Annotated in this window: 18 protein-coding genes; 7 read left to right on the forward strand and 11 right to left on the reverse strand. The window is 61.7% G+C overall.

What is annotated here, in order from left to right; genetic code table 11:
- Window positions 1-38 precede the first annotated feature (38 nt).
- The 4 genes from PMI34_RS14385 to PMI34_RS14370 all read right to left on the reverse strand — a co-directional run bounded on the left by PMI34_RS14385 (window position 39) and on the right by PMI34_RS14370 (window position 5,374).
- Window positions 39-1,256: a mandelate racemase/muconate lactonizing enzyme family protein gene (locus tag PMI34_RS14385; protein WP_007995183.1), complete on the reverse strand. Its 1,218-nt coding sequence runs from the start codon at window positions 1,254-1,256 to the stop codon at window positions 39-41.
- A 1-nt stretch (window position 1,257) separates the two neighbouring features.
- Entirely contained in the window at window positions 1,258-2,592 is a 1,335-nt protein-coding gene (locus tag PMI34_RS14380; RefSeq protein ID WP_008049947.1) for an MFS transporter, read from the reverse strand.
- Window positions 2,593-2,784: 192 nt separating this feature from the next.
- Window positions 2,785-4,209 (reverse strand): aldehyde dehydrogenase, encoded by a 1,425-nt coding sequence (aldA, locus tag PMI34_RS14375; protein WP_008049948.1) that lies wholly within the window; start codon window positions 4,207-4,209, stop codon window positions 2,785-2,787.
- A 232-nt stretch (window positions 4,210-4,441) separates the two neighbouring features.
- Window positions 4,442-5,374 carry a LysR substrate-binding domain-containing protein gene (locus PMI34_RS14370; protein WP_008049949.1) on the reverse strand — a complete coding sequence of 311 codons (933 nt, stop codon included), beginning with the start codon at window positions 5,372-5,374 and terminating at the stop codon, window positions 4,442-4,444.
- Window positions 5,375-5,745: 371 nt separating this feature from the next.
- Between PMI34_RS14370 and PMI34_RS14365 the strand changes: the two genes are divergently transcribed.
- The 6 genes from PMI34_RS14365 (at window position 5,746) to PMI34_RS14340 (ending at window position 13,272) form a co-directional block, all read left to right on the forward strand.
- The gene (locus PMI34_RS14365; protein WP_008049950.1) at window positions 5,746-7,389 is read left to right on the forward strand and encodes an ABC transporter substrate-binding protein; all 1,644 of its coding nucleotides are present in this window, start codon (window positions 5,746-5,748) and stop codon (window positions 7,387-7,389) included.
- A gap of 76 nt (window positions 7,390-7,465) precedes the next feature.
- Entirely contained in the window at window positions 7,466-8,419 is a 954-nt protein-coding gene (locus PMI34_RS14360) for an ABC transporter permease (protein ID WP_008049951.1), read from the forward strand.
- A complete protein-coding gene (locus PMI34_RS14355) occupies window positions 8,416-9,252 on the forward strand; it encodes an ABC transporter permease (protein WP_008049953.1) in 837 nt (278 codons plus the stop codon). Before PMI34_RS14360 ends, PMI34_RS14355 begins: the two co-directional genes overlap by 4 nt.
- Before the next feature lie 2 nt (window positions 9,253-9,254).
- The gene (locus PMI34_RS14350) at window positions 9,255-10,904 is read left to right on the forward strand and encodes a dipeptide ABC transporter ATP-binding protein (protein WP_008049955.1); all 1,650 of its coding nucleotides are present in this window, start codon (window positions 9,255-9,257) and stop codon (window positions 10,902-10,904) included.
- Window positions 10,905-11,032: 128 nt separating this feature from the next.
- Window positions 11,033-12,181, forward strand: coding sequence for a hypothetical protein (locus PMI34_RS14345; protein ID WP_032829656.1), 1,149 nt, complete (start codon window positions 11,033-11,035; stop codon window positions 12,179-12,181).
- A gap of 215 nt (window positions 12,182-12,396) precedes the next feature.
- Window positions 12,397-13,272, forward strand: coding sequence for a LysR substrate-binding domain-containing protein (locus PMI34_RS14340; protein WP_008049958.1), 876 nt, complete (start codon window positions 12,397-12,399; stop codon window positions 13,270-13,272).
- 122 nt (window positions 13,273-13,394) lie between these two features.
- Here PMI34_RS14340 and PMI34_RS14335 read toward each other — a convergent pair whose 3' ends face one another.
- The 6 genes from PMI34_RS14335 to PMI34_RS14310 all read right to left on the reverse strand — a co-directional run bounded on the left by PMI34_RS14335 (window position 13,395) and on the right by PMI34_RS14310 (window position 18,527).
- The gene (locus PMI34_RS14335; RefSeq protein ID WP_008049960.1) at window positions 13,395-14,843 is read right to left on the reverse strand and encodes an NAD-dependent succinate-semialdehyde dehydrogenase; all 1,449 of its coding nucleotides are present in this window, start codon (window positions 14,841-14,843) and stop codon (window positions 13,395-13,397) included.
- A complete protein-coding gene (locus PMI34_RS14330; RefSeq protein WP_008049962.1) occupies window positions 14,840-15,874 on the reverse strand; it encodes an aldo/keto reductase in 1,035 nt (344 codons plus the stop codon). The genes PMI34_RS14335 and PMI34_RS14330 overlap by 4 nt, the downstream gene beginning before the upstream one ends.
- A 10-nt stretch (window positions 15,875-15,884) precedes the next feature.
- Window positions 15,885-16,397: a formaldehyde-activating enzyme gene (gene fae, locus PMI34_RS14325; protein ID WP_007984954.1), complete on the reverse strand. Its 513-nt coding sequence runs from the start codon at window positions 16,395-16,397 to the stop codon at window positions 15,885-15,887.
- Between the two features lie 386 nt (window positions 16,398-16,783).
- On the reverse strand, window positions 16,784-17,074 hold the full coding sequence (locus PMI34_RS14320) for a pentapeptide MXKDX repeat protein (protein ID WP_008049964.1): 291 nt from the start codon (window positions 17,072-17,074) through the stop codon (window positions 16,784-16,786).
- A gap of 53 nt (window positions 17,075-17,127) precedes the next feature.
- Window positions 17,128-17,913: a molybdopterin-dependent oxidoreductase gene (locus PMI34_RS14315; RefSeq protein ID WP_008049967.1), complete on the reverse strand. Its 786-nt coding sequence runs from the start codon at window positions 17,911-17,913 to the stop codon at window positions 17,128-17,130.
- Complete coding sequence (locus PMI34_RS14310; RefSeq protein WP_008049968.1) at window positions 17,910-18,527, reverse strand: cytochrome b/b6 domain-containing protein; 618 nt, start codon at window positions 18,525-18,527, stop codon at window positions 17,910-17,912. Before PMI34_RS14310 ends, PMI34_RS14315 begins: the two co-directional genes overlap by 4 nt.
- A gap of 192 nt (window positions 18,528-18,719) precedes the next feature.
- Between PMI34_RS14310 and PMI34_RS14305 the strand changes: the two genes are divergently transcribed.
- Complete coding sequence (locus PMI34_RS14305) at window positions 18,720-19,655, forward strand: class I SAM-dependent methyltransferase (protein ID WP_032829657.1); 936 nt, start codon at window positions 18,720-18,722, stop codon at window positions 19,653-19,655.
- A gap of 121 nt (window positions 19,656-19,776) precedes the next feature.
- Here PMI34_RS14305 and PMI34_RS14300 read toward each other — a convergent pair whose 3' ends face one another.
- Window positions 19,777-20,550: a helix-turn-helix transcriptional regulator gene (locus PMI34_RS14300; RefSeq protein WP_008049972.1), complete on the reverse strand. Its 774-nt coding sequence runs from the start codon at window positions 20,548-20,550 to the stop codon at window positions 19,777-19,779.
- Window positions 20,551-20,597 lie beyond the last annotated feature (47 nt).

Below are 20,597 nucleotides of genomic sequence, written 5' to 3' on the forward strand. Positions count from 1 at the left end.
CTGCGGCAGCTCCTACAGGGGGATTGCGCCCTCTCCCGTCAGCCCCTGGCCGGCGATGTGTCTTTGACGTCAGCCGGGGTCGGCGCCATTTGCAGGTGCAGGCGTGAACCGGTGTACGGCGAATGCTTGCGCACCACATCCATGTTCAGCTCCACGCCAAGGCCCGGCTCGGTGGACGGGATGATGTAGCCGTCCTCCCACTGCAAGGGTTTGGTCAGGACTTCGGCATGGAAACCGCCCCAGGTCATGATGCTTTCCTGGATCAGGAAGTTCGGTGTGCACGTCGCCAGCTGGAAACTCGCCGCCGCGCCAATCGGACCGTTGTAGAGGTGCGGGGCGATCTGCGCGTAATACGCCTCGGCCATGCTCGCGATCTTCTTCGCTTCCAGCAGGCCACCGCAGCGGGCGACGTTCATTTGCAGGATCGACGCGCCGCCGGCCTGCAACAACTTGAAGAATTCGTACTTGGTGGTCAGGCGTTCACCGGTGGCAATCGGGATGCTGGTCTTGGCCGCGACTTGCGCCATCGCGTCTTCCTGGCCTGGCGGCACCGGCTCTTCGAACCACAGCGGGTCGTACTTCTCCAGGCGCTTGGCCAGGCGGATCGCCGAGGACGGCACCATTTGCCCGTGGGTGCCGAACAGCAAATCGCACTTGTCACCCACCGCTTCGCGGATCTTGCGACAGAAGGTCTCGCAGCGCTCCAGCACTTCCAGGGAAATCTGGTGACCGGAATACGCGGTGTACGGGCCTGCCGGGTCGAACTTCACGGCGGTGAAGCCTTTGTTCATGTTCTCGATGGCGCACTCGGCGGCCAGGTCCGGGTCGTCGTAGTCGTACTCACCCTTGCTGTTGACCGGGTACAGGTAGGTGTAGGAACGCAGCTTTTCGTGGACCTTGCCGCCGAGCAACTCGTACACCGGTTTGTTCGCTGCCTTGCCAATGATGTCCCAGCAGGCCATCTCCAGGCCGCTGACCACGCCCATCATGGTCAGGTCCGGACGCTGGGTGAAGCCACTCGAATAAGCCTGGCGGAAAAAACGTTCGATGTGGTGCGGGTCCTGGTTCAGCAGGTAGCGTTCGAACACGTCTTCGATGATCGGCACCATGGCCTTGGGGCCAAAGGTCGCGGCGTAGATTTCACCGACGCCTTCGATGCCGCAGTCGGTCTTGAGCTTGACAAAAAGCCAGTACATCCCGCCGATGTGCGGTGGTGGAACGGCAACGATATGGGTTTCAAGGGCGACGATTTTCATCTCAGGCACCTGTCTTGTTCAAAGTTGGCTTGTTCAAAGAGTGACGATTGATCCGTGCGCGCAGTGTCAGGGCTGCCAGGGTCCCGAGCAGGCCGACGAACGCGATGTAGCCGAAATACAGCTTGTAGCCAAAGGCACCGGGGAAATGCTCGGTGAGGTAGCCATTGATCAAGGGAATGAAGGCATCCGGCAGGTAACCCACCACCGAGACGATGCCGATGGCCAGGCCGGTGATGCGCAGCGGGATGTTGCAGGTATCGAGAATCGCCCAGTACAGCCCGCGAATGGCGTAGGTCATCAGGCCAATGAAAATCACCGTACCGATCAGCAGGCCCAGGTTGTTGAGGGCCGGGAACACGATCAGGCCGATCATCGCCAGGGACGCGAGGAACAACGCGACGACCAGTACCGAAATGTTGGAGAACTTGTCACCCAACCAACCGCCACCGATACCGCCGATGGGGCGCATCCACAACTTGATGGTAGTGATGGTGCCGGCCATGACCGCGGTCATGCCGCCACCTTGCAAGTAATCGGAGAAACTGTAGGTGGCCCAGAAGATGTGGTAACCGCAGAACACAATGGCGGTAACCAGCCACAGTTCAGGGATTTTCACCAGGGTGGCCAGGTCGCTGAGCAGATTGAACTTGCCCTTCTCCACCGCCGCCGTGTCTTCCATCGACTTCGGATCCTTGATCAGCACCAGCACACAACCGATGGCGATACAGGTGAAGGCATAGAGGTAAACCACGTGCTTGAAGCCTTCGGCCGCCGACTCGCCACGGGTTTCGGTGGCGAAGGCGAACAGGCCCAGGGCAACCGTCGCCAGCAAGGCTTCCACCAGACCGCGACCGCCGTCGAGGATGCCGAAGAAGCGGCCTTGCTCGGAGTGATGGGCAATCATCTTCACCCGCTTGAGCACCGAGGCCCAGAAGGTCAAACCGGTGGTCAGGCCCCAGCAACCGAAGATGATCATCAGGCCGGTCATCGACGGCGCGGTGGAGTACCACAGGCCCAGGGCGCCGGTAGCCACCAGCGAGAAGAAAATCAGAAAGCGTGGGGCGATGCGATCCGCCAGCCAGCCGCTGGGCAGATACGACAACAGGAAGATCGTGCCCAGCATCGAGTACAGATATCCCAGTTCACTGTGGTTGATCTGGAACACTTCGAGCATGGTGGTCTGGTAGACCTGGCGCAGGTACAGGATCGGGTAGATCGCACCGGCGGCGAGCACCAACAGCATCAGTTGGAAATAACGACTTCCCTTGTCACTTTGACTTTTTGAACCCGCGTTCGAACCCTGAACAGCGGCAGCAGTGGATGCTTGCTTGGACATCGAGTAGACCTCTGGCGCCCGGTGGTCCGGGCGCTCGAATAATTGTTTTTATATATCTCGGGTGTACTCAGGCCAATGTGGGAGCGGGCTTGCTCGCGAAAGCGGTGGATCAGTCGGCATTGATGGAGGCTGACACTCTGCATTCGCGAGCAAGCCCGCTCCCACATAAGCGAGAGGGGTGCTCCGGGTAAATCAATACTTCATCACCACCAGACGGGTCTGGGTGAATTCAAGCATGCCGTGCTTGCCGTCATCACCGCCCAGGCCCGAGCGTTTCCAACCGGCATGGAAGCCCTGGTACGGGTCGGCCGGGGTGCGATTGACGTACAACTCACCGGCCTCGATGGCGTTGGCGACTTTCTGTGCGGTGCGGTAGTTCTCGGTGTAGAGCACCGACGACAGGCCGAACTGGTGGTCGTTGGCCATGGCCAGCGCTTCGTCGATGTCGCGGTACTTGAGCACCGGCAGCACCGGGCCGAAGATTTCTTCCTGGATGATTTCCATGTCCTGACGGCAGCCGCTGAGCAGGGTCGGCGGATAGAAATGGCCCTTGCCTTCAGGCAGCACGCCGCCGGTTTCCAGCACCGCACCGTCGGCAATGGCGCGCTCGACCATGGCGTGGATGTTCTGCTGCGAACTGGCGTTGACCAGTGGCCCCATCAGGCTGACATCGGTGGCGCGGTCGCCGAATTTCACCGCACTGATTTTCTCTTTCAGCAGGCCGAGGAATTTGTCGTAGACGCTTTCCTGCACATAGACCCGCTCCACCGCCGTACACAACTGGCCGCAGTGGGTGGTCTTGGAAGCGACGATGGCACTGGCGGCGGCTTCGAGGTCGGCATCGGCCTCGATGATCGCCGGGGTCTTGCCGCCCAGTTCCAGGGACGGCTTGGCGATATTGGCCTTGCAGTAATCGAGCACGATGCGCCCGGCATTGACGCTGCCGGTCAGGGTGATCAGGCCCACGGCTTTATGGGTGCAGACCACGGCGGCGGTGCCGTGGTCCATGGTCAGAATGTTCACCACGCCCGCCGGCAGACCGGATTGCTGCACAGCCTTGGCGATTTCGAAGGCCGAGGTCGGCGTGTTGTTGCTCGGGCGCACCACCACTGTGTTGCCGGCGATCAGCGCCGGGGCGATCTTGCGCAGCAGGGTGTAGACCGGGTAGTTGAACGGAATCAGGCACGCGACCACGCCAATCGGCTCGCGGTGCAGGAACAGGTTTTCGTTCGGGGAGTCGCTGGGAATGATCTCGCCTTCGATACGACGCGCCCATTCAGCGTGATAGCGGGTGATCTGCGCCGCGTAACGGGCTTCGTTGCTGGCGTCGGCCACGCTCTTGCCGGATTCGGCGGCGAGGGCCTCACCGATGTTGACCGCGCGGGCCTCGAGAGCATCAGCAAAGGCACGCAGGTAATCGGCGCGTTCAATGCTGGTGAGCTTGCCCCATACTTTTTGTGCCGCCTGGGCCGCTTCGACCGCCGCCGTGGCTTCATCGGCCGTGGCCGCCGAGACGTGGCCTACCAGCGCTTCGGTCGCGGGGTTGTAGACCGCGATCAGCGCATCGCTGACCGGTTCAATGAAGTGGCCGTTAACAAAATTTCGCTCGAGTCGCATGTGAATCGCCCATCGTTGTTTTTTTCAATACCGCCAGTCTTGTCATGCAGACCGGGTAGAACAAACGATTTATTGAGCGGTGAAACATTCGAAAAATGCAGGTTACCCCGAAAACGATGCAACCCCCTGTGGGAGCGGGCTTGCTCGCGAAAGCGGTGGATCAGTGACAGCGTTGGTGTCTGACACTACGCCTTCGCGAGCAAGCCCGCTCCCACAAGGGGTTCAGCGGTGACTAGACAGCAGCGGTAGAGGGCTCCAACTGCCTTTGCGCCAACCAGACTTCCTCTTGCAGCCACTGGCTGAAGACCTGCAATTGCGGCATCTCGGTCTGCTCCGGCCGGGTCACCAGCCAGTAGGATTGATGCCCGTCGACGTGCACATTCAGCACCTGGGTCAACTGCCCGCTGGCCAGTTCCGAGGCAACCATGTGCCAGTCGGCAATGGTGATCCCCAGGCCATCGGTGGCGGCCTGGATCGCTAGGTCCAGCAGGTCGAATTCATAACCGCCCTGGGTGTCGACACCACTGATGCGCGCCGCGTCCAGCCAGTGTTTCCAGGTCAGGTAGCGCTGGTCTTCCCGGGCCAGCACATGCAGCAGCGTCAGCCGATTGAGGTCCAGGCCCTGCTCGCTCCACTCCCGCGCATACAGGGACGGCGCGCACACCGCGATATGCCGCTCCTGTATCAACAGCGAACTGTCCAGCCCGTCCCATTCGCCATCGCCGAAACGGATCGCACAATCCAGTGTGCTGGTCTCCGCCAAGCTGTCCTGCAAGCGCGTGGTGATGCTCAATTCCAGCTCCGGATGCTGCTCACGCAAGCGCCCCAGTCGCGGCATCAACCAGCGGCTGGTGAAGGTCGGTGGCGCGTTGATGTGCAGACGGTTGGAATGAGTTTTCTGCTGGATGCTGCGCACCGTCAGCTCGATCTTGTCGAACGACTGGTGCAGCGCCCGCAACAGCACCCGGCCGGCGCTGGTCAGGTCGAGGTGATGATGCCGCCGCTCCAGCAGGCTCTCGCCCAGTTGCTCTTCGAGCTGACGCACCTGGCGGCTGACCGCGCTCTGGGTGACATTGAGCAATTCGGCGGCCCGGGTGAAGCTGCCGGTGCTGCCGGCCACTTCGAAGGCTTTGAGGGCATTCAGGCCGGGCATTTTACGTTTCATGAAAAGGCACTCGTGGAAAGCTGACCAGGTAATAAGCATCCCACGCCACGTAGGAAATTTCCTGAGTAACATGCGATTTTGTGTTGTGCAGGACAATTCAGACATCACCGCGCACTGCTTTTCTGTGGGAGCGGGCTTGCTCGCGAAAGCGGTGTGTCAGTCAACATTGATGTATCTGGCACACCGCTTTCGCGAGCAAGCCCGCTCCCACAGGAGTCGCGTCCAGCCTGTCTATATCAGGCGCTGGCACCGCCCTGCGCCAGTAACATGCATTTATCGAACGTTTAACCGATGAAATTATCGTTTGTCGTTCTTTGCCCCCCTGACAAAACTGCGGCCATCTCGAATAAAAACAACATGAGAGCTGCCCCATGCCCCATCTCGACGAGTTAAAGACTCTGGACGGCGCCCTGCCGCATCCAGCGGTAAACGACCTTTGCACCCAGGTCAAAAGCGGCGAGATCAATCGCCGGCAATTCCTGCGCACCGCCGCCCTGCTGGGCGTCACCGTGGCCAGCGCCAGCACCTTTATCGGTTCGGCGCTGCTCAGTGATTCGGCATTCGCCGCCGAGGACCAGCCACCGCGCCAGGGCGGCAGCCTGCGTTTTGCCTGCGCCATCCAGGAAATCCAGGACCCGATGCTGATCACCTGGATCGAAGCGTCGAACCTGCTGCGCAATTCCCTGGAGTTCCTGACCTGGGTCGATGCCGAGAACATCACTCACCCGTACCTGGCCGAGAGTTGGAGCCCGTCCGCAGACCTCAAGGTCTGGACCTTCAACCTGCGCCAGGGTGTCAAGTGGAGCAACGGCGACGAGTTCACCTCGGATGACGTCGAGCACAACATCAATCGCTGGATCGCCGCCGATTCCAAGTCGGTCAACCGAACCGCGTTCCAGGACATCGCAGCTTTCGAAAAAACCGGCCCGTACCAATTCCGCCTGGTGCTCAAGCGCCCGATCCTGGCCGTCCCGGAAATGCTCAGCGCCTTCACCTGCACCCTCGTTCACCGCAGCTTCAAGGCCGGCGACGACTGGACCAAAAACCCGATCGGCACCGGCCCGTTCAAGCTGGTTTCATTCGCGGTCAACAAGCAAGCCACCTTCGCCAAACGCGCGGACTACTGGCGCAAACCGGCCAACCTCGACGAACTGCGCTACGTCGACATGGGCACCGACATTTCCACCCATCTGGCAGCGTTGCAGGCCGGTCAAGTGGACGTGCTGTACCGCGTCACCGTCGCCGAACTGGACCTGGCCAAACGCTTGCCGGGTGCCCAATTGCTCAGCTGCAAGTCGGCGCAAACCGTGGTCATGCGCATGGCCTGCGACCAGAAACCGTTTACCGATGTGCGCATCCGCAAAGCCGTGGTGCTGTGTGCCGATAACGCGCAAATGCTGAAGATCGCCTATCGCGGCATGGGCACCCTCGGTGAAGACCACCACGTCGCCCCCTCCCACCCGGAATACTCGCCGCTGCCCAAGCGCGAGCGGGATGTCGCCGGGGCGAAAAAGCTGTTGGCCGAAGCCGGTTACCCCAACGGCATCGACATCGACCTGATCGTCGGCAACACCCAAGGCCGCTACGAACAGGACTGCGCGCAAATCCTGCAACAGAACTGCCTGGAAGCCGGTATCCGCATCAACCTCAAAGTCATCCCGGCCACCCAGTACTGGCCGATCTGGGACAAAGCAGCGTTCAGCCTGACCTATTGGGCGCACCGCCCGCTGGGCGTGATGTCCCTGGAGCTGGCCTATCGCAGCGGCGCCGCCTGGAACGAAAGCCACTACAGCGACCCGGCGTTCGACGCCGCGCTGGACAAGGCCATGGGCATCATCGATCCGAAACAACGCGCCCTGGCGATGCAGGACGTCGAGCGCATCCTGCAGGACGCCGCCGTGATGGTGCAGCCGTTCTGGGGTGACAAGTTCACCGCCACCAGCAAGAAGGTCCAGGGCTTCAAGGTTCACCCTTCGGACTTCTACCCAATGGATGAAATCTGGTTGAGCGCCTGACGCGCAGCCCCACATGTGCCCGCCCACCGACCGGTGCGGCGGGCCGGCATCCCTTGATTAGCCGGAGCCTGCAAGCATGGCTGAATTTCTGTTACGCAAATTGATGGCGTTGATCGCAACCCTGTTGTCGGTGTCGCTGATCGTGTTCGTCGCCCTGGAACTGAACATCGAGGACGTGGCGATCAACGTCCTCGGCCCCTACTCCGCCGCCGACCAGCGCGCCGCGTGGCTGGTGGAACATGGCTACAACCAGCCGTTCCTGTGGCGCTACCTGGTGTGGCTGAAGGATTTCGTCAGCGGCGACTGGGGCACTTCGGTGCACTTTCGTGAGCCTGTGATCAATCTGTTGCTGCCCAACCTCGGGCAAACCCTGATCCTTGCCGGGCTGGCTTTGCTGGTGATGGTGCCGGTGGCCCTGACCCTGGGCATTCTGGCGGGCATTCGCCAGGGCTCACTCGTCGACCGCCTGGTGTCGTTCCTGTCGATCGTCACCACCTCGATTCCGGACTTCGCCAGCGCGGTGTTCGTCTCGGCGATCTTCGTCTTCTGGCTCAACTGGCTGCCGGGCGTGAGCAGCATGAGCGAAGGTTTCAACGCCGCCGAACTGGGCCTGCCGCTGATGGTCCTGTGCCTGTTCGGCATCGGCTATCTGGCGCGCATCACCCGCGCCTCGATGGTCGAAGTGATGCAGGCGCCGTACATCCGCACCGCTCGCCTCAAGGGTGCGTCGACTTCGCGCATCGTCCTGCGCCATGCCCTGCGCAATGTGCTGATCGCACCGATCACGGTGATCATGCTGTACATCCCGTGGCTGCTGTCGAACGTGATCGTGGTCGAGGTGTTCTTCGCCTACAAAGGCTTCGGCTCGCTGCTGTACACCGCCTCGCTGAACCACGACGTGTACCTGATCGAAGCCTGCGCCATGATCAGTGGTGCAGTGGTTGGCGCGACCAAAATCTTTTCCGACCTGGCCTACACCTGGCTCAACCCGCGCATCACCTTGCGCAGTCTTGGCGGAGGTGGCCAATGAGCTTCCTGCAATCGTTCAAACATCCTTTAGCCCTGCTCGGCCTGCTGTTGGTGGGTGGCTGGGTGCTGATAGCCGCGTTTGCGCCGTGGCTGGCACCCCATGATCCGCTGGCAAGCTTTTCCCCGCTGCTCACGCCGATGACCGCTGACCCCGGCGGCCAGAGCTTCCTGCTGGGCACCGACATGATTGGCCGGGACATTCTTTCGCGGCTGGTCTGGGGCACCCGTACCGTGCTGTTCTGGTCGATCCTCGCCACCCTGACCGCGTTTGCCGTGGGCATCGCCATGGGCCTGTGTGCCGGCTACTTCAATGGCAAGGTCGACGCTTTCCTGTCTTATGTCGCCGACACCGTGCTGTCGTTCCCTGTGCTGGTGCTGTACATCGTGATCATCATCGCCCTCGGTGCTTCGGCGCTGAACATTCTGATAGCAGTGACCTTCACCAGCGCCCCGGCGATCTTTCGCATCATGCGCGCCCTGACCATCGACATCCGTTCCCGGGACTACGTGCTCAGCGCCATCACCCAGGGCGAAGGCTCGTTGCGCATCATGCTGGTGGAAATCCTGCCCAACTGCGGCGGGCCGCTGATCGTCGATTTCTGCCTGCGCATCGGCTACACCGCGATCATGATCGGCGCCCTCGGTTTCCTCGGCCTCGGCCTGCCACCGCCGACTCCGGATTGGGGCGGCATGATCAACGAAGGCCGCAGCATGGCCATCGCCTTCCCGCACCTGGTGATCTTCCCGTGCATTGCCATCTCCACCCTGATGCTGGGCCTGAGCCTGTTGGCGGACGGTCTGGACGAACACGCCCAGAAAGGCGCAAGGAGCTGAGCATGAGCAACCCACAGAACCTGCAACAAGTGCTGCGCGTGGAGAACCTCTCCATTGAACTGCCGGCCGGCGCCGACCGCAGCCACGCCGTACACGGCATCAGCCTGGATGTGCGCAAGGGTGAAATCCTCTGCGTGATCGGCGAGTCCGGCTCGGGTAAATCCGTGCTCTCGGCGGCGATCATGGGCGACTACGCCAAAGGCCTGCGCCACAGCGCAGGGGTGATCGATTTTCTCGGCGACGACATCTGCCGCATGCCGGACGATGCCTTGCGTCAGCTGCGCGGCAATCGCATCGCCATGATCTTCCAGGAACCCATGGCGGCATTGAACCCGGCGATCCGCATCGGCCAGCAAGTCGAAGAAATCTTCGACATTCATGCACCGCAAATGCCTGCCGCCGAGCGCCGCGAACGCATGCTCGCTCTGCTCGACTCGACCCATTTGCCCGACCCGCCACGGATCGCCAACAGCTTTCCCCACCAGCTCTCCGGTGGCCAATGCCAGCGTGTGGTAATTGCCATGGCGTTGGCGATGAACCCGGACCTGCTGATCGCCGACGAACCGACCACGGCGCTGGACGTCACCACCCAGGCGCAAGTGCTGAAACTGGTGCGCGAACTGCGCGGGCGCGGCCAGCACGGGATTCTGTTCATCACCCACGACTTCGGAGTGGTCGCGGAGATCGCCGACCGTATCGCAGTGATGGAAGGTGGACGACTGGTGGAAATCGGTGAGCGCGACCAGGTGCTCAATGCCCCTACGCACCCGTACACCCGCAAATTGATCGCGGCGGTGCCGGCGTTGCACCCGGAATTGCACGTACCCAGCGCCGACGGCGAACTGGCGTTGCGCATCGAGCATTTGAACAAGACCTACAACGTCGGTGGTCGCTCGGTGGCGGCGCTGCGGGATGTCTCGCTGCAATTGCCACGGGGCAAGACCCTGGCCATCGTCGGCGAGTCCGGCTCGGGCAAGAGCACGCTGGTCAAGGCGGCGATTCGTCTGGTGGACAGCGACAGCGGTCACGTCTGGGTCGGTGACACCGATTTCCTGGCCTTGCGCGGCGCGGAGCTGGCGGCCAATCGGCGGCGCATCCAGATGATTTTCCAGGACCCTTATGGCTCGCTCAATCCACGCCACCGGGTCGGCGACATCATTGCTCGCGCGGCGCAGTTGCGTGGTTTGTCGGCCAAGGATGCCTGGGCTGAGGCCGGTGATTTGCTTGAGCAGGTCGGGCTCAAGCGCGACGCGCTCAAGCGCAAGCCCCGGCAGTTTTCCGGAGGCCAGCGCCAGCGTATCGGTATCGCCCGTGCATTGGCGATGCGCCCGCAAGTGCTGATCGCCGACGAAAGCGTTTCGGCCCTCGATGTCTCGGTGCAAAAGCAGGTGCTGGAGTTGCTCGCCGAACTGCAACAACGATTGAACCTGAGCATCCTGTTCATCACCCACGACCTGCGGGTGGCGGCGCAGATCAGCGACTACATCGCGGTGATGCGTCAGGGCGAAGTCGTCGAGTACGGCACTGCCGAACAGGTGCTGTTGCGACCGCACAACAGCTACACCCAGACGCTGCTGGCGGCGGCCCCCGGCGCTTCGGCGATACCGGCCAGCCCTGTCGACGGCCCTGCGTTGAGACTGATCCGCCCCTAGGCCATCGGCCCGGAAAACCCTTTCCCCCACGCTGCAGCATTCGCTGCGGCCGGGGTTGCTGTTGCCAACAAAAATCAAAAAACGGGAGTAAGACTTTGCGCACACCTACCCTTCGCGCTATCCATTACATGGCCTTGATACCGGTGCTTGGCGCCCTGGCAGCACCGGCCATGGCGGTCCAGGTCACCGACAACCTCGACCTCGGCGGCGCCGTCCGTGCCCGCTGGGACTACGACCCGGATCGCGACATTCAGAAGTTCGGCCTCGACACCGTGTTTCTCAGCGCCAAGTACAACTCCGACACCTGGATCGGTGAAGCCCAGTACCGTTTCTACGGTCGCTCCTACCCCTACCAGTACACCAAAAACTACGGCGACATCCAGTTCGCCAAGTACGCGTGGGCCGGCTACAAGTTCAACCCCGACCAGCAGGTGCAAGTGGGCCTGAACTCGGTGCCGTTCGGTTTGCAGCCGTACTTCGGCAGCACCTTCTACGAAACCCTGGGCAACGTCATCGGCCTGGAAGATTTGCAACAGGTCGGCGCCAAGTACATCCAGCAAAGCGGTGACTGGAACGTCCAGGCCGGTTACTACCTGCGTCCGGCGTGGCAAGGCAAGGGCACCAGCAACGGCGTCACCTACTCCAGCGTGGTGTCGCAAGCCGATAGCTATGTGGCCGACGGCAGCGACAACCAGGAACGCAACACCGTGGTGTTGCGGGTGGCCAAGGCGCTGGACCTGGGGCCGTGGAAATCCGAGGTCGGCCTGTCCGGCCTGACGTCGAGCATTCAGAACAGGGACACCGATAATGACGGCCGGCGCAATGCCGTGGCCGTGCACTACCTGGGCAAGAACGGCCCTTGGGGCGTGCAGTTGCAGGCGGCGCGGCAGCAGATGTCACCGCGCAACCCCGGCACCGATGAGCTGGTGACCCTCGGTGGTTACGACGGCACCTACAACGTCGCCAGCCGCGGCAACCTGTACGTGGCGGACGTCAGCTATGACGTGGCCGGCAAGTACCTGTTCGACCAGGTCAGCGGGGTCAAGCTCTACGCCAACTACAGCGCCTTCGACAAATCCGCCGATGATTTCAAGACCTCCCAACGGATGATCCTCGGCACCTCGTTCGCGGTCAGCAAATTGTGGGTCTACACCGAATGGCTGTTCGGCAAGAACGATCCGTACATTGGCGGCAGCAGCTATACCCAGAGCCTTGGGGCGGGTGGGACTGATCAGTGGGAGAATCAGTTGTACGTGAACATCGGGTATTACTTCTGATCCGGGATTTGTAGCGTCTGCAAGGACGCTTTCGCGAGCAAGCCCGCTCCCACAGGTTCAGTGGTGATCCCTGTGGGAGCGGGCTTGCTCGCGAAGAGGCCAGCCGAAACAACACTTGCTTCAGCGCCTTGCTGATAGTCATATAGGCTCCACCGAACGACTGAAAACAAACCTGCCCCACGCAACACCGGCAGCCGGTGCGGAGCCCTTCTTACATGCGTCAACTGCCCTCGCTCAATATGCTGCGCGTCTTCGAAGAGGTCGCGCGGCATCGCAGTTTCAGCCAGGCAGCCCTGGAGCTGAACGTCACCCAGGGCGCCGTCAGCCGGCAGATCAAACAGCTTGAAGACTACCTCGGCGTCGCGCTGTTCGTCCGCACGCCCCAGGGCCTGACCCTGACCGAAACCGGCACCGCCCTCTCGCCGCATCTGGCGCAAGCCTTCGACCATATCGAACGCGCCCTGCAAGCAGTACGCGTGCCCAATCTGCGCCAGCGCCTGCGCATTGTCGCGCCGCCCACCTGGGCGACACGCTGGCTGTCGGCGCACCTGCGAGCGTTCGTTCAGCGCTATCCCGACATCAGCCTCAGCGTGACCAACCAGATGGGCCACGAGGGTCTTGCGGAAATCGACTGCCACATCCGCTTCGGCCTCGAGGCCGCCAGCCATTGCAACAGCCGCTTGCTGGTGATGGAGCGGCACATTGCCGTGGCCAGCCCGGAACTGTTCAGCGACGGCGAGCCGCCGGACCTGCGGCGATTTCCATTGCTGCACATCCTGCACGACGGCAAACGCCTGAAGGTCTGGGAGAACTGGCTGGCAGCCATGGGCCGGGACGACATCGATGCCGGGCAAGGGCTGGAGTTCAGCACCCTGGACCAGGTGATCCACACCGCACTGGCGGGCGGTGGGCTGGCAGTGATCGACCGGCAGATGATCGAAAAGGAACTGGCCAATGGCAGCCTGCTGCCGATCACCCCGGTGGAAGTGGTCGGGCCCTATGGCTATTGGCTGGATGTGGCGAATGACAAGCAGGGCTTGTCGAAGGTGCGGTTGTTTACCGAGTGGTTGGGACTGGTCAGCAATCCCTGATACACCAACATCCCCCTTGTGGGAGCGGACTTGCTCGCGAAAGCGGTGTGTCAGACAGCACAAATGTCGACTGACACTCCCTCTTCGCGAGCAAGCCCGCTCCCACAGGGTTTGGGGTGGGGTTAGAGACCACCCATCAACAGGTATTTGATTTCCAGGTAGTCATCCAGACCGTACTTCGAACCCTCGCGACCCAGGCCCGATTCCTTGATGCCGCCGAACGGCGCCACTTCCGTGGAAATGATTCCTTCGTTGATCCCGACCATGCCGGCTTCCAGGCCTTCGGCCATGCGCCAGACGCGGCCGATGTCGCGGCTGTAGAAGTAGGCGGACAAACCGAATGGTGTGTCGTTGGCCTTTTGCAGCACCTCGGCTTCATCCTTGAAACGGAAGCAGGCAGCCACCGGTCCGAAGGTTTCATCCTGGGCGATCAGCATGTCGCTGCTGGCTTCGGCAAGAATCGTCGGCTCGTAGAACGTACCGCCCAGGGCATGACGACGACCGCCGCACAGGACCTTGGCGCCCTTCTCCACCGCATCGCTCACGTGCAGCTCGACCTTGGCCAGTGCGGCGCCGTTGATCAGCGGGCCCTGTTCGGTTTCACCGTCCAACGCACTGCCGACGCGCATCGCTGCAACCGCTTCGGCGAGTTTGCCGGTGAAGGCCTCGTACACGCCGTCCTGAATGAAGAAGCGGTTCACACAGACACAGGTTTGCCCGGTATTGCGGAACTTCGAGGCCATCGCGCCTTTGACCGCTGCATCCAGATCGGCGTCGTCGAACACAATGAACGGCGCGTTGCCGCCCAGTTCCAGCGAGACCTTTTTCAAGGTGTCGGCGGCCTGGCGCATCAGCAATTTGCCGGTGCGGGTCGAGCCGGTGAACGACAGCTTGCGCACAACGCTGGACGCTTGCAGCGCACCGCCAATCGCCACGGCATCCCCGGAGACGATGTTGAACACACCGGCCGGAATCCCGGCCTGCTCGGCCAGCACCGCCAGCGCGAAGGCCGACAGCGGGGTTTCTTCCGACGGTTTGAGGATCATCGTGCAACCGGCGGCCAGCGCCGGGCCGACCTTGCGAGTGACCATGGCCAGCGGGAAGTTCCACGGCGTGATCGCCGCGACCACACCGATGGCCTCCTTGGTGACGATGATCCGTGCATCGGCCTTGTGACTCGGGATCACATCGCCATAGGCACGCTTGGCTTCTTCGGCGAACCACTCCAGGAAGCTCGCGGCATACACCACTTCGCCCATGGCCTCAGCCAACGGCTTGCCTTGTTCGCGACTCAGCAGCGTGGCCAGATCCTTCTGGTTGCTCAACATCAGTTCGCTCCAGCGCTTGAGGCGTTGGCTGCGTTCCTTGGCAGTCAGCTTGCGCCACGCCGGCAATGCACGGTTGGCGGCTTCGATGGCCAAATCAGTCTCTTCAGCACCGGCCTTTTGCACCTCGGCGATCAGCTCGCCGTTGGCCGGGTTCAGCACCGGATAAGTCGCACCGCCGCCGGCCCCCCCACCGCTTAACCATTGCCCGTCGATGAAATTGCCGTGGCGGATCAAAGTACTCATGCCACGGCCTCGGTCAGGTTGAAGCGATCCAGGCCCGGACGCGCAGTGCGCAGGATACGTTTGCCGGCGGTGTAATCGTTGATCACGTCGCACGGCGTGTAGTTGCGTTCCAGCTCGTGCAGCTCTTCGGCGTCGAGTCTGGTTTCCAGGGCCGCCAGGGCACTGTCGAACTGTTCGGTGGTGTCGGCGCCGACCAGCATGCAATCCACGCCCGGATGGTTGGCCACCCACGCCTGGGCAATCTGCGCGTTGGACACGCCACGGGCACGGGCGACACGTTGCACCGAATGGGCGATTTCGAACGAGGCTTCGTCGCTGTACATCTGCTGGGTGAAGAAGTCGGTCTGGTTGCGGGTCGACTGCGCGTCACCGGTCAGCAGGCCGCGAGCCAACGGGCTGAACACCGAGACACCGAGTCCCTGATCACGACAGAACGGGATCATCTCGCGCTCTTCTTCACGGTAGGCGCAGTTCAGTTGCAGCTGCATGTTGATCGGCTTGACCCAGCCATTGCGCTCGCAAGCCATGAGGATTTTTGCCAGTTGCCCGGTGAGCATGGTCGACACGCCGATGTAGCGAGCCTTGCCGGAACGCACGATGTCGTTCATCGCGCTCATGGTTTCTTCGACCGGGGTGTTGACGTCGAAGTAGTGCAACATGAAGACGTCGACGTAATCCATGTCCAGGCGTTTGAGCGAGGCGTCGATGCTGTCCATGATGTGCTTGCGCGAGTGACCGCTGGCGTTGATGCCGCTGCGGGTGCCGTAGCCGACCTTGGTGGTGATCACCAGGTCTTCACGACGGGCCAAGCGCTTGACGATACGCCCCACCACTTCCTCGCCTGTGCCTGCGGAATAGAAGTCCGCCAGGTCGATGAAGTTCACGCCGTTGTCCAGGGCGTGCCTGACGATCGGCTCGCTTTTCTTCTCATCGAAGATCCACGGTTTCCAGTCCGGGGTGCCCATGTTCATGGTGCCCAGGCACAGGCGGGAGACTTCGAGGCCGGAGTTGCCCAAACGAATGTATTGCATGGCGAGGACCTCAGGCTTTTGGCGTGTAGAAAGGGTTGCTGATGTGATCGACCACATCCTTGAGCTGCGCGGTTTCCGGTTTGCCGGTCAGGGCGGCGCGGATCGCGGTGCGGCAGGCGTTGTAGTTGTTCAGGTACACGGCGTCGAGGTCGTCGCAGGCCGGGTTGACCCAGTTGGCCGTCACGATGGCCCACTCGTCCTCGGCTTCCGGCGGCAGGGTGCCGTCGAGCAGCGCTTCCAGAACCGCCTTGGCGATACCGGCCTGGGACGCGCCCCAGGTGGCATTGCCGTGCAGGTCGCTACCGATCGCGGCCTTGTTCACATACAGGGTCATCGGCTTGACCGGGATGTTCGGCTGGGCGATCACCATGAACGGGCAATGACCCTGGCTTGGCGACGCCAGGCTGTTGGCGAACGCTTGCCCTGCCGGGCCGTTGCGCGGGCCGATCAGGATGTTGATGTGCGCGGCGTTCACGCCCGGGCCTTCGAAACCTTCACCGATGTACAGGTCGAGTTCTTTCATGATCATTACTCTAGGGGACGCAGAGGGATGTGTTTGGGTGTTCAGCAGCGCACGCAAGCACGGGGCCTGGCGTGGCAGATGTTCGGGTTCGAAGAGCGCAGCAGGACGCTGGCGAAGACGCGGCAGTGATGATGAGTCATGGTTGCAAACGCTCTTTTTTGTTGTTGATGAGCTGGTTTGCGATTTTTTAACACTGGGGGTTGGCGGGGCTGTAACCATTAAAAGTCATGAGGGTATGACCTCAAGTCATACCCCCTGAAGACCTGCACGAAAACCTGTGGGAGCGGGCTTGCCCGCGAAGGCGGCAGCCCAGTCAACATTGATAGCGACTGACACTACGTCTTCGCGGGCAAGCCCGCTCCCACAGGGTCCGAGGTTGCTTGGGATTACTGCGACATGGCGTCCTTTTTCATCGCATCTTTGCTCATGGCGTCCTTGGACATGGAGTCGCCTTTTTTCATCGCGTCCTTGGACATCGCATCGCCTTTTTTCATGGCGTCCCTGGACATCGAATCGGTCTTCTTCATCGCATCTTTCTTCATCGCATCCTTGGACATGGCGTCCTTGGACATCGAATCCTTGCTCATGCTGTCATTACTCATCGTGTCGGCTGCGAACACAGAGGCCGCACCAACGGCCAGGCACATGGACAGAACAACAGTGGTCAACTTTTTCATGATGAATCTCCTTGGAGCACGGGTTTGTGGACGGTGAATGTTTGGGACGTTCATCAGCTGCCACCGAACCAGTTGTAGCCCTGGTCTTCCCAGTAGCCGCCGCTGTAGGTGTTGCTGACGAAAATCGCCTGAATGTGTTTGGGGTTCTTGTAGCCAAGCTTGGTGGGCATGCGCAGCTTCATCGGGAAGCCGTATTCGCGCGGCAGCACCGCGCCGTCATAAGTCAGCGCCAGCAGGGTTTGCGCATGCAGTGCGGTGGCCATGTCGATGCTGGTGTAGTAGTCATCGACGCATTTGAAGCCGACGTATTTGGCATCGGTGTCGGCGCCGATGCGTTTGAGGAAATCGCTGAACCGCACGCCGCCCCAACGGCCGATGGCGCTCCAGCCTTCGACGCAAATGTGCCGGGTGATCTGCTCGGTCTGGGCCATGGCGCGCAGCTCTTCGAGGCGCCAGCTGTGCTTGTCGGCGACCAGGCCGGTGATTTCCAGGCGATAGCCCTCCTCCTCCACCGTCGGCGCTTCGTCGATGCCATAGAAGGCATTGAAGGGAAACGGCCGGGTGATCATCGATTCGGGATAGGTCGGTGCCATCGCGTTGGGGTTGAACAGCCAGCCCTGCACCCGATCGTTGAAGCGCGACATGGACGACAGCGCGGTCTCGACGCTTTCGTTGTCGGTGATGTTGCAACCGGACAACATCGCCACGCCGCCAAGGGTCAGGCCGCGCAACAGGAAGGAGCGGCGCGAGCGGTCTTCGATCTGCGGGGCGAGGATCTTGCGGGCCTCGGTGAGGATCGACGCCTCGTCCAGCCCGGGTACCTGAATGCGCTTTTTCATACCTGCTCCTTGCGGCCGACGATCATGGCCAACAGCGTTTTTGGAACCAGTGCGACCATCACCAGATGCACCGCCACGAAGGCCACCAGCAATGCCATGGCGAAGAAGTGCACGCGGCGTGCGCCCTCATAGCCGAACAACAATTCACGCAACAGCGGGAACTGCACCGACTTCCACAACACCAGCCCGGAGAGTACCAGCAGGAGGATGTCGACCATCACGAACAGGTATGCAAAACGCTGCACCTGGTTGTAATGACTGAGGTCGGCGTGCCCGAGTTTTCCGCGCAAGGCGGCCCACAGGTCATGCAGCACGCCTTTGGGCGACACCGGGAAGAAACGCCGCTTCAGGCGCCCGCTGAACAGGTTGAAGGCCAGGTAGATCAGGCCGTTGATCGCCAGGAACCACATCGCCGCGAAATGCCATTGCAGCGCGCCGCCCAGCCAGCCGCCGAGGGTGATCGACTTGGGAAAACTGAACTCATAGATCGGCGAGGCGTTGTAGATGCGCCAGCCGCTGGTGACCATCACCAGCACCGCCAGGGCGTTGAGCCAATGGGTCAGGCGTAGCCAGCGTGGATGACTGGGCTTGGGTGAAGCAGTGCTCTGCGACATGTCCGGCTCCCGTTTGTTGTTGTTCGTTGGAGCCGAGTATGGGAGCCGGAAGATCGCCAAATCCTCACGTAAAGTTAAATTAAACGTGATAACTCGCACTCGATAACCGGTGGGAGCGGGCTTGCCCGCTCCCACAGGATTTGCGCAATTATGGTTAAATGCCGCCCCTTTCCATGCCACCGACCCGACCCGATGAACCCTGAAGCCCTCGCCACCCTCAACCAGCACCTGCTGACCGCCCTGGCAACCGCCCCCGCCGAAACCCGCCGCCTGTTCCACGGCCGTGGACGCTGCTGGCCTGGGCTGGAGCAAGTGACCGTGGACTGGCTGCAGGGCGTAGTGCTGGTGGCGCTGTTCAAGGAGCCGGAAGCGGCGCAACTGGAAGACCTGAAGCAGTTGCTGATGGCGATCACCCGGTCTGAGCAGTGGGCAAAATCCGGTGCCCACACGCTGCTGCTGCAACATCGCTACCTGCTGCAAAGCACCACCGAGTGGCTGCTGGGGGACGTCATCGAAGAAATGACCATCACCGAAGGCGGGTTGAAGTACCGGGTGGACCTGGGTCGCAAACAGAACACCGGCCTGTTCCTCGACATGCGCTACGGTCGCGATTGGGTCCGCGCCAATGCCGAGGGCAAGCGGGTGCTGAACCTGTTCGCCTATACCTGCGGTTTCTCGGTGGCGGCCATCGAAGGCGGCGCGAGCCACGTGGTCAACCTCGACATGTCGAGCCCCGCCTTGAACCGTGGTCGAGACAACCACCGGCTCAACGGCCACGACATGAGCAAGGTCAGTTTCCTCGGCCACGATCTGTTCAAATCCTGGGGCAAGGTGATCGGCAAGGGACCGTACGACCTGGTGATCATCGACCCGCCATCGTTCCAGAAAGGCAGCTTTCTGCTGACCAAGGACTACCAGCGCGTGCTGCGCCGGTTGCCGGAGTTGCTCAGCCCCCAAGGTACCGTGCTGGCATGCATGAACGACCCGGCGTTTGGTGCTGATTTCCTGATCGATGGCGTGACTCGCGAAGCACCGAGCCTGCGGTTCGAGCAGCGGCTGGAGAACCCGCCGGAGTTTCCGGATGCCGATGTCGAGTGTGGGTTGAAGGCGTTGGTGTTTCGGCAGTAACACCGAGTCGTGCCCTTCGCGAGCAAGCCCGCTCCCACATAGGCGTTGTGACGAGCCGAGATCCAGTGTGGGAGCGGGCTTGCTCGCGAAGGGGCCAATGCATTCACCAAACCACCAAGGTTCAACGCGGCTGCAACACCAACGCAAACAACTCGCCATGCCCGTTCACATTGAGCTTGTGATAGAGGTTGCGCCGGTGCACTTTCACCGTCTCCGGGGATATGCCCATTTGCTGGGCGATAGCCTTGCTGGAGAAGCCCTGGAGAATCAGGCGCGCGGTTTCGATTTCCCGCAGGGTCAGGCGTGCGTCGAAGCGATCGAGCAAGGTCGCCAGATCGCCCGCCGGTGGTTCGGCGACCGACCCCTCCAGCGGCAGTAAATCCAGATGTCGGCGCATCGCCGCCAGCACCCAGTCTCGCACGCACAGCAGGCGGCCCTGCTCCTCGAGGCTGAAGCGTGTCGCACGCCCCAGGGACAGGCCGAGCACGGCGCCATCGACATTGACCATGAACTGCAACTCGTCCCCACCGACCACGGTGCTGAAGTAACTCAGGTAGTACTCGCTGTGCTGGAACTGGTCGGGGGCCACCGATTCGAGGCTGTGCAAGCCGTCGGCGATGCCCGCGCAGGCGGCCTGGTAGAACGGGTCGAGCAGGTACATGCCGGCGCGGTAGTCCGCCAGTTCTTCATGGTCGTCGATGCGGCCCGTGGCATCGAAGTCAATCAGCAGCCGCGGCACATGACCCGGGCGCATCAGCGCCACCAGCGCGTTATCCAGCGGCACCAGCAAGCGCAGGGTATCGACCAGAGCACGCCAGAAACCGTCCTGCCCCACCGCCGTGAAGACCCGCGCCAGCCCCTGATGCACCGGCAACTCTTTCAACAACGCGTCCACGCACTACCCCTTTTGAGTAACCCATGATGGGAATGGGTGAAAGCCAC

This window comes from Pseudomonas sp. GM74, assembly GCF_000282455.1.
Classification (GTDB): Bacteria; Pseudomonadota; Gammaproteobacteria; order Pseudomonadales; family Pseudomonadaceae; genus Aquipseudomonas.

What these genes read in the sequence shown, in the direction of transcription:
- PMI34_RS14385 (WP_007995183.1), bottom strand. Translation starts at nt 1,256, where the DNA reads ATGAAAATCGTCGCCCTTGAAACCCATATCGTTGCCGTTCCACCACCG.
- PMI34_RS14380 (WP_008049947.1), bottom strand. Translation starts at nt 2,592, where the DNA reads ATGTCCAAGCAAGCATCCACTGCTGCCGCTGTTCAGGGTTCGAACGCG.
- aldA (WP_008049948.1), bottom strand. Translation starts at nt 4,209, where the DNA reads ATGCGACTCGAGCGAAATTTTGTTAACGGCCACTTCATTGAACCGGTC.
- PMI34_RS14370 (WP_008049949.1), bottom strand. Translation starts at nt 5,374, where the DNA reads ATGAAACGTAAAATGCCCGGCCTGAATGCCCTCAAAGCCTTCGAAGTG.
- PMI34_RS14365 (WP_008049950.1), top strand. Translation starts at nt 5,746, where the DNA reads ATGCCCCATCTCGACGAGTTAAAGACTCTGGACGGCGCCCTGCCGCAT.
- PMI34_RS14360 (WP_008049951.1), top strand. Translation starts at nt 7,466, where the DNA reads ATGGCTGAATTTCTGTTACGCAAATTGATGGCGTTGATCGCAACCCTG.
- PMI34_RS14355 (WP_008049953.1), top strand. Translation starts at nt 8,416, where the DNA reads ATGAGCTTCCTGCAATCGTTCAAACATCCTTTAGCCCTGCTCGGCCTG.
- PMI34_RS14350 (WP_008049955.1), top strand. Translation starts at nt 9,255, where the DNA reads ATGAGCAACCCACAGAACCTGCAACAAGTGCTGCGCGTGGAGAACCTC.
- PMI34_RS14345 (WP_032829656.1), top strand. Translation starts at nt 11,033, where the DNA reads ATGGCCTTGATACCGGTGCTTGGCGCCCTGGCAGCACCGGCCATGGCG.
- PMI34_RS14340 (WP_008049958.1), top strand. Translation starts at nt 12,397, where the DNA reads ATGCGTCAACTGCCCTCGCTCAATATGCTGCGCGTCTTCGAAGAGGTC.
- PMI34_RS14335 (WP_008049960.1), bottom strand. Translation starts at nt 14,843, where the DNA reads ATGAGTACTTTGATCCGCCACGGCAATTTCATCGACGGGCAATGGTTA.
- PMI34_RS14330 (WP_008049962.1), bottom strand. Translation starts at nt 15,874, where the DNA reads ATGCAATACATTCGTTTGGGCAACTCCGGCCTCGAAGTCTCCCGCCTG.
- fae (WP_007984954.1), bottom strand. Translation starts at nt 16,397, where the DNA reads ATGAAAGAACTCGACCTGTACATCGGTGAAGGTTTCGAAGGCCCGGGC.
- PMI34_RS14320 (WP_008049964.1), bottom strand. Translation starts at nt 17,074, where the DNA reads ATGAAAAAGTTGACCACTGTTGTTCTGTCCATGTGCCTGGCCGTTGGT.
- PMI34_RS14315 (WP_008049967.1), bottom strand. Translation starts at nt 17,913, where the DNA reads ATGAAAAAGCGCATTCAGGTACCCGGGCTGGACGAGGCGTCGATCCTC.
- PMI34_RS14310 (WP_008049968.1), bottom strand. Translation starts at nt 18,527, where the DNA reads ATGTCGCAGAGCACTGCTTCACCCAAGCCCAGTCATCCACGCTGGCTA.
- PMI34_RS14305 (WP_032829657.1), top strand. Translation starts at nt 18,720, where the DNA reads ATGAACCCTGAAGCCCTCGCCACCCTCAACCAGCACCTGCTGACCGCC.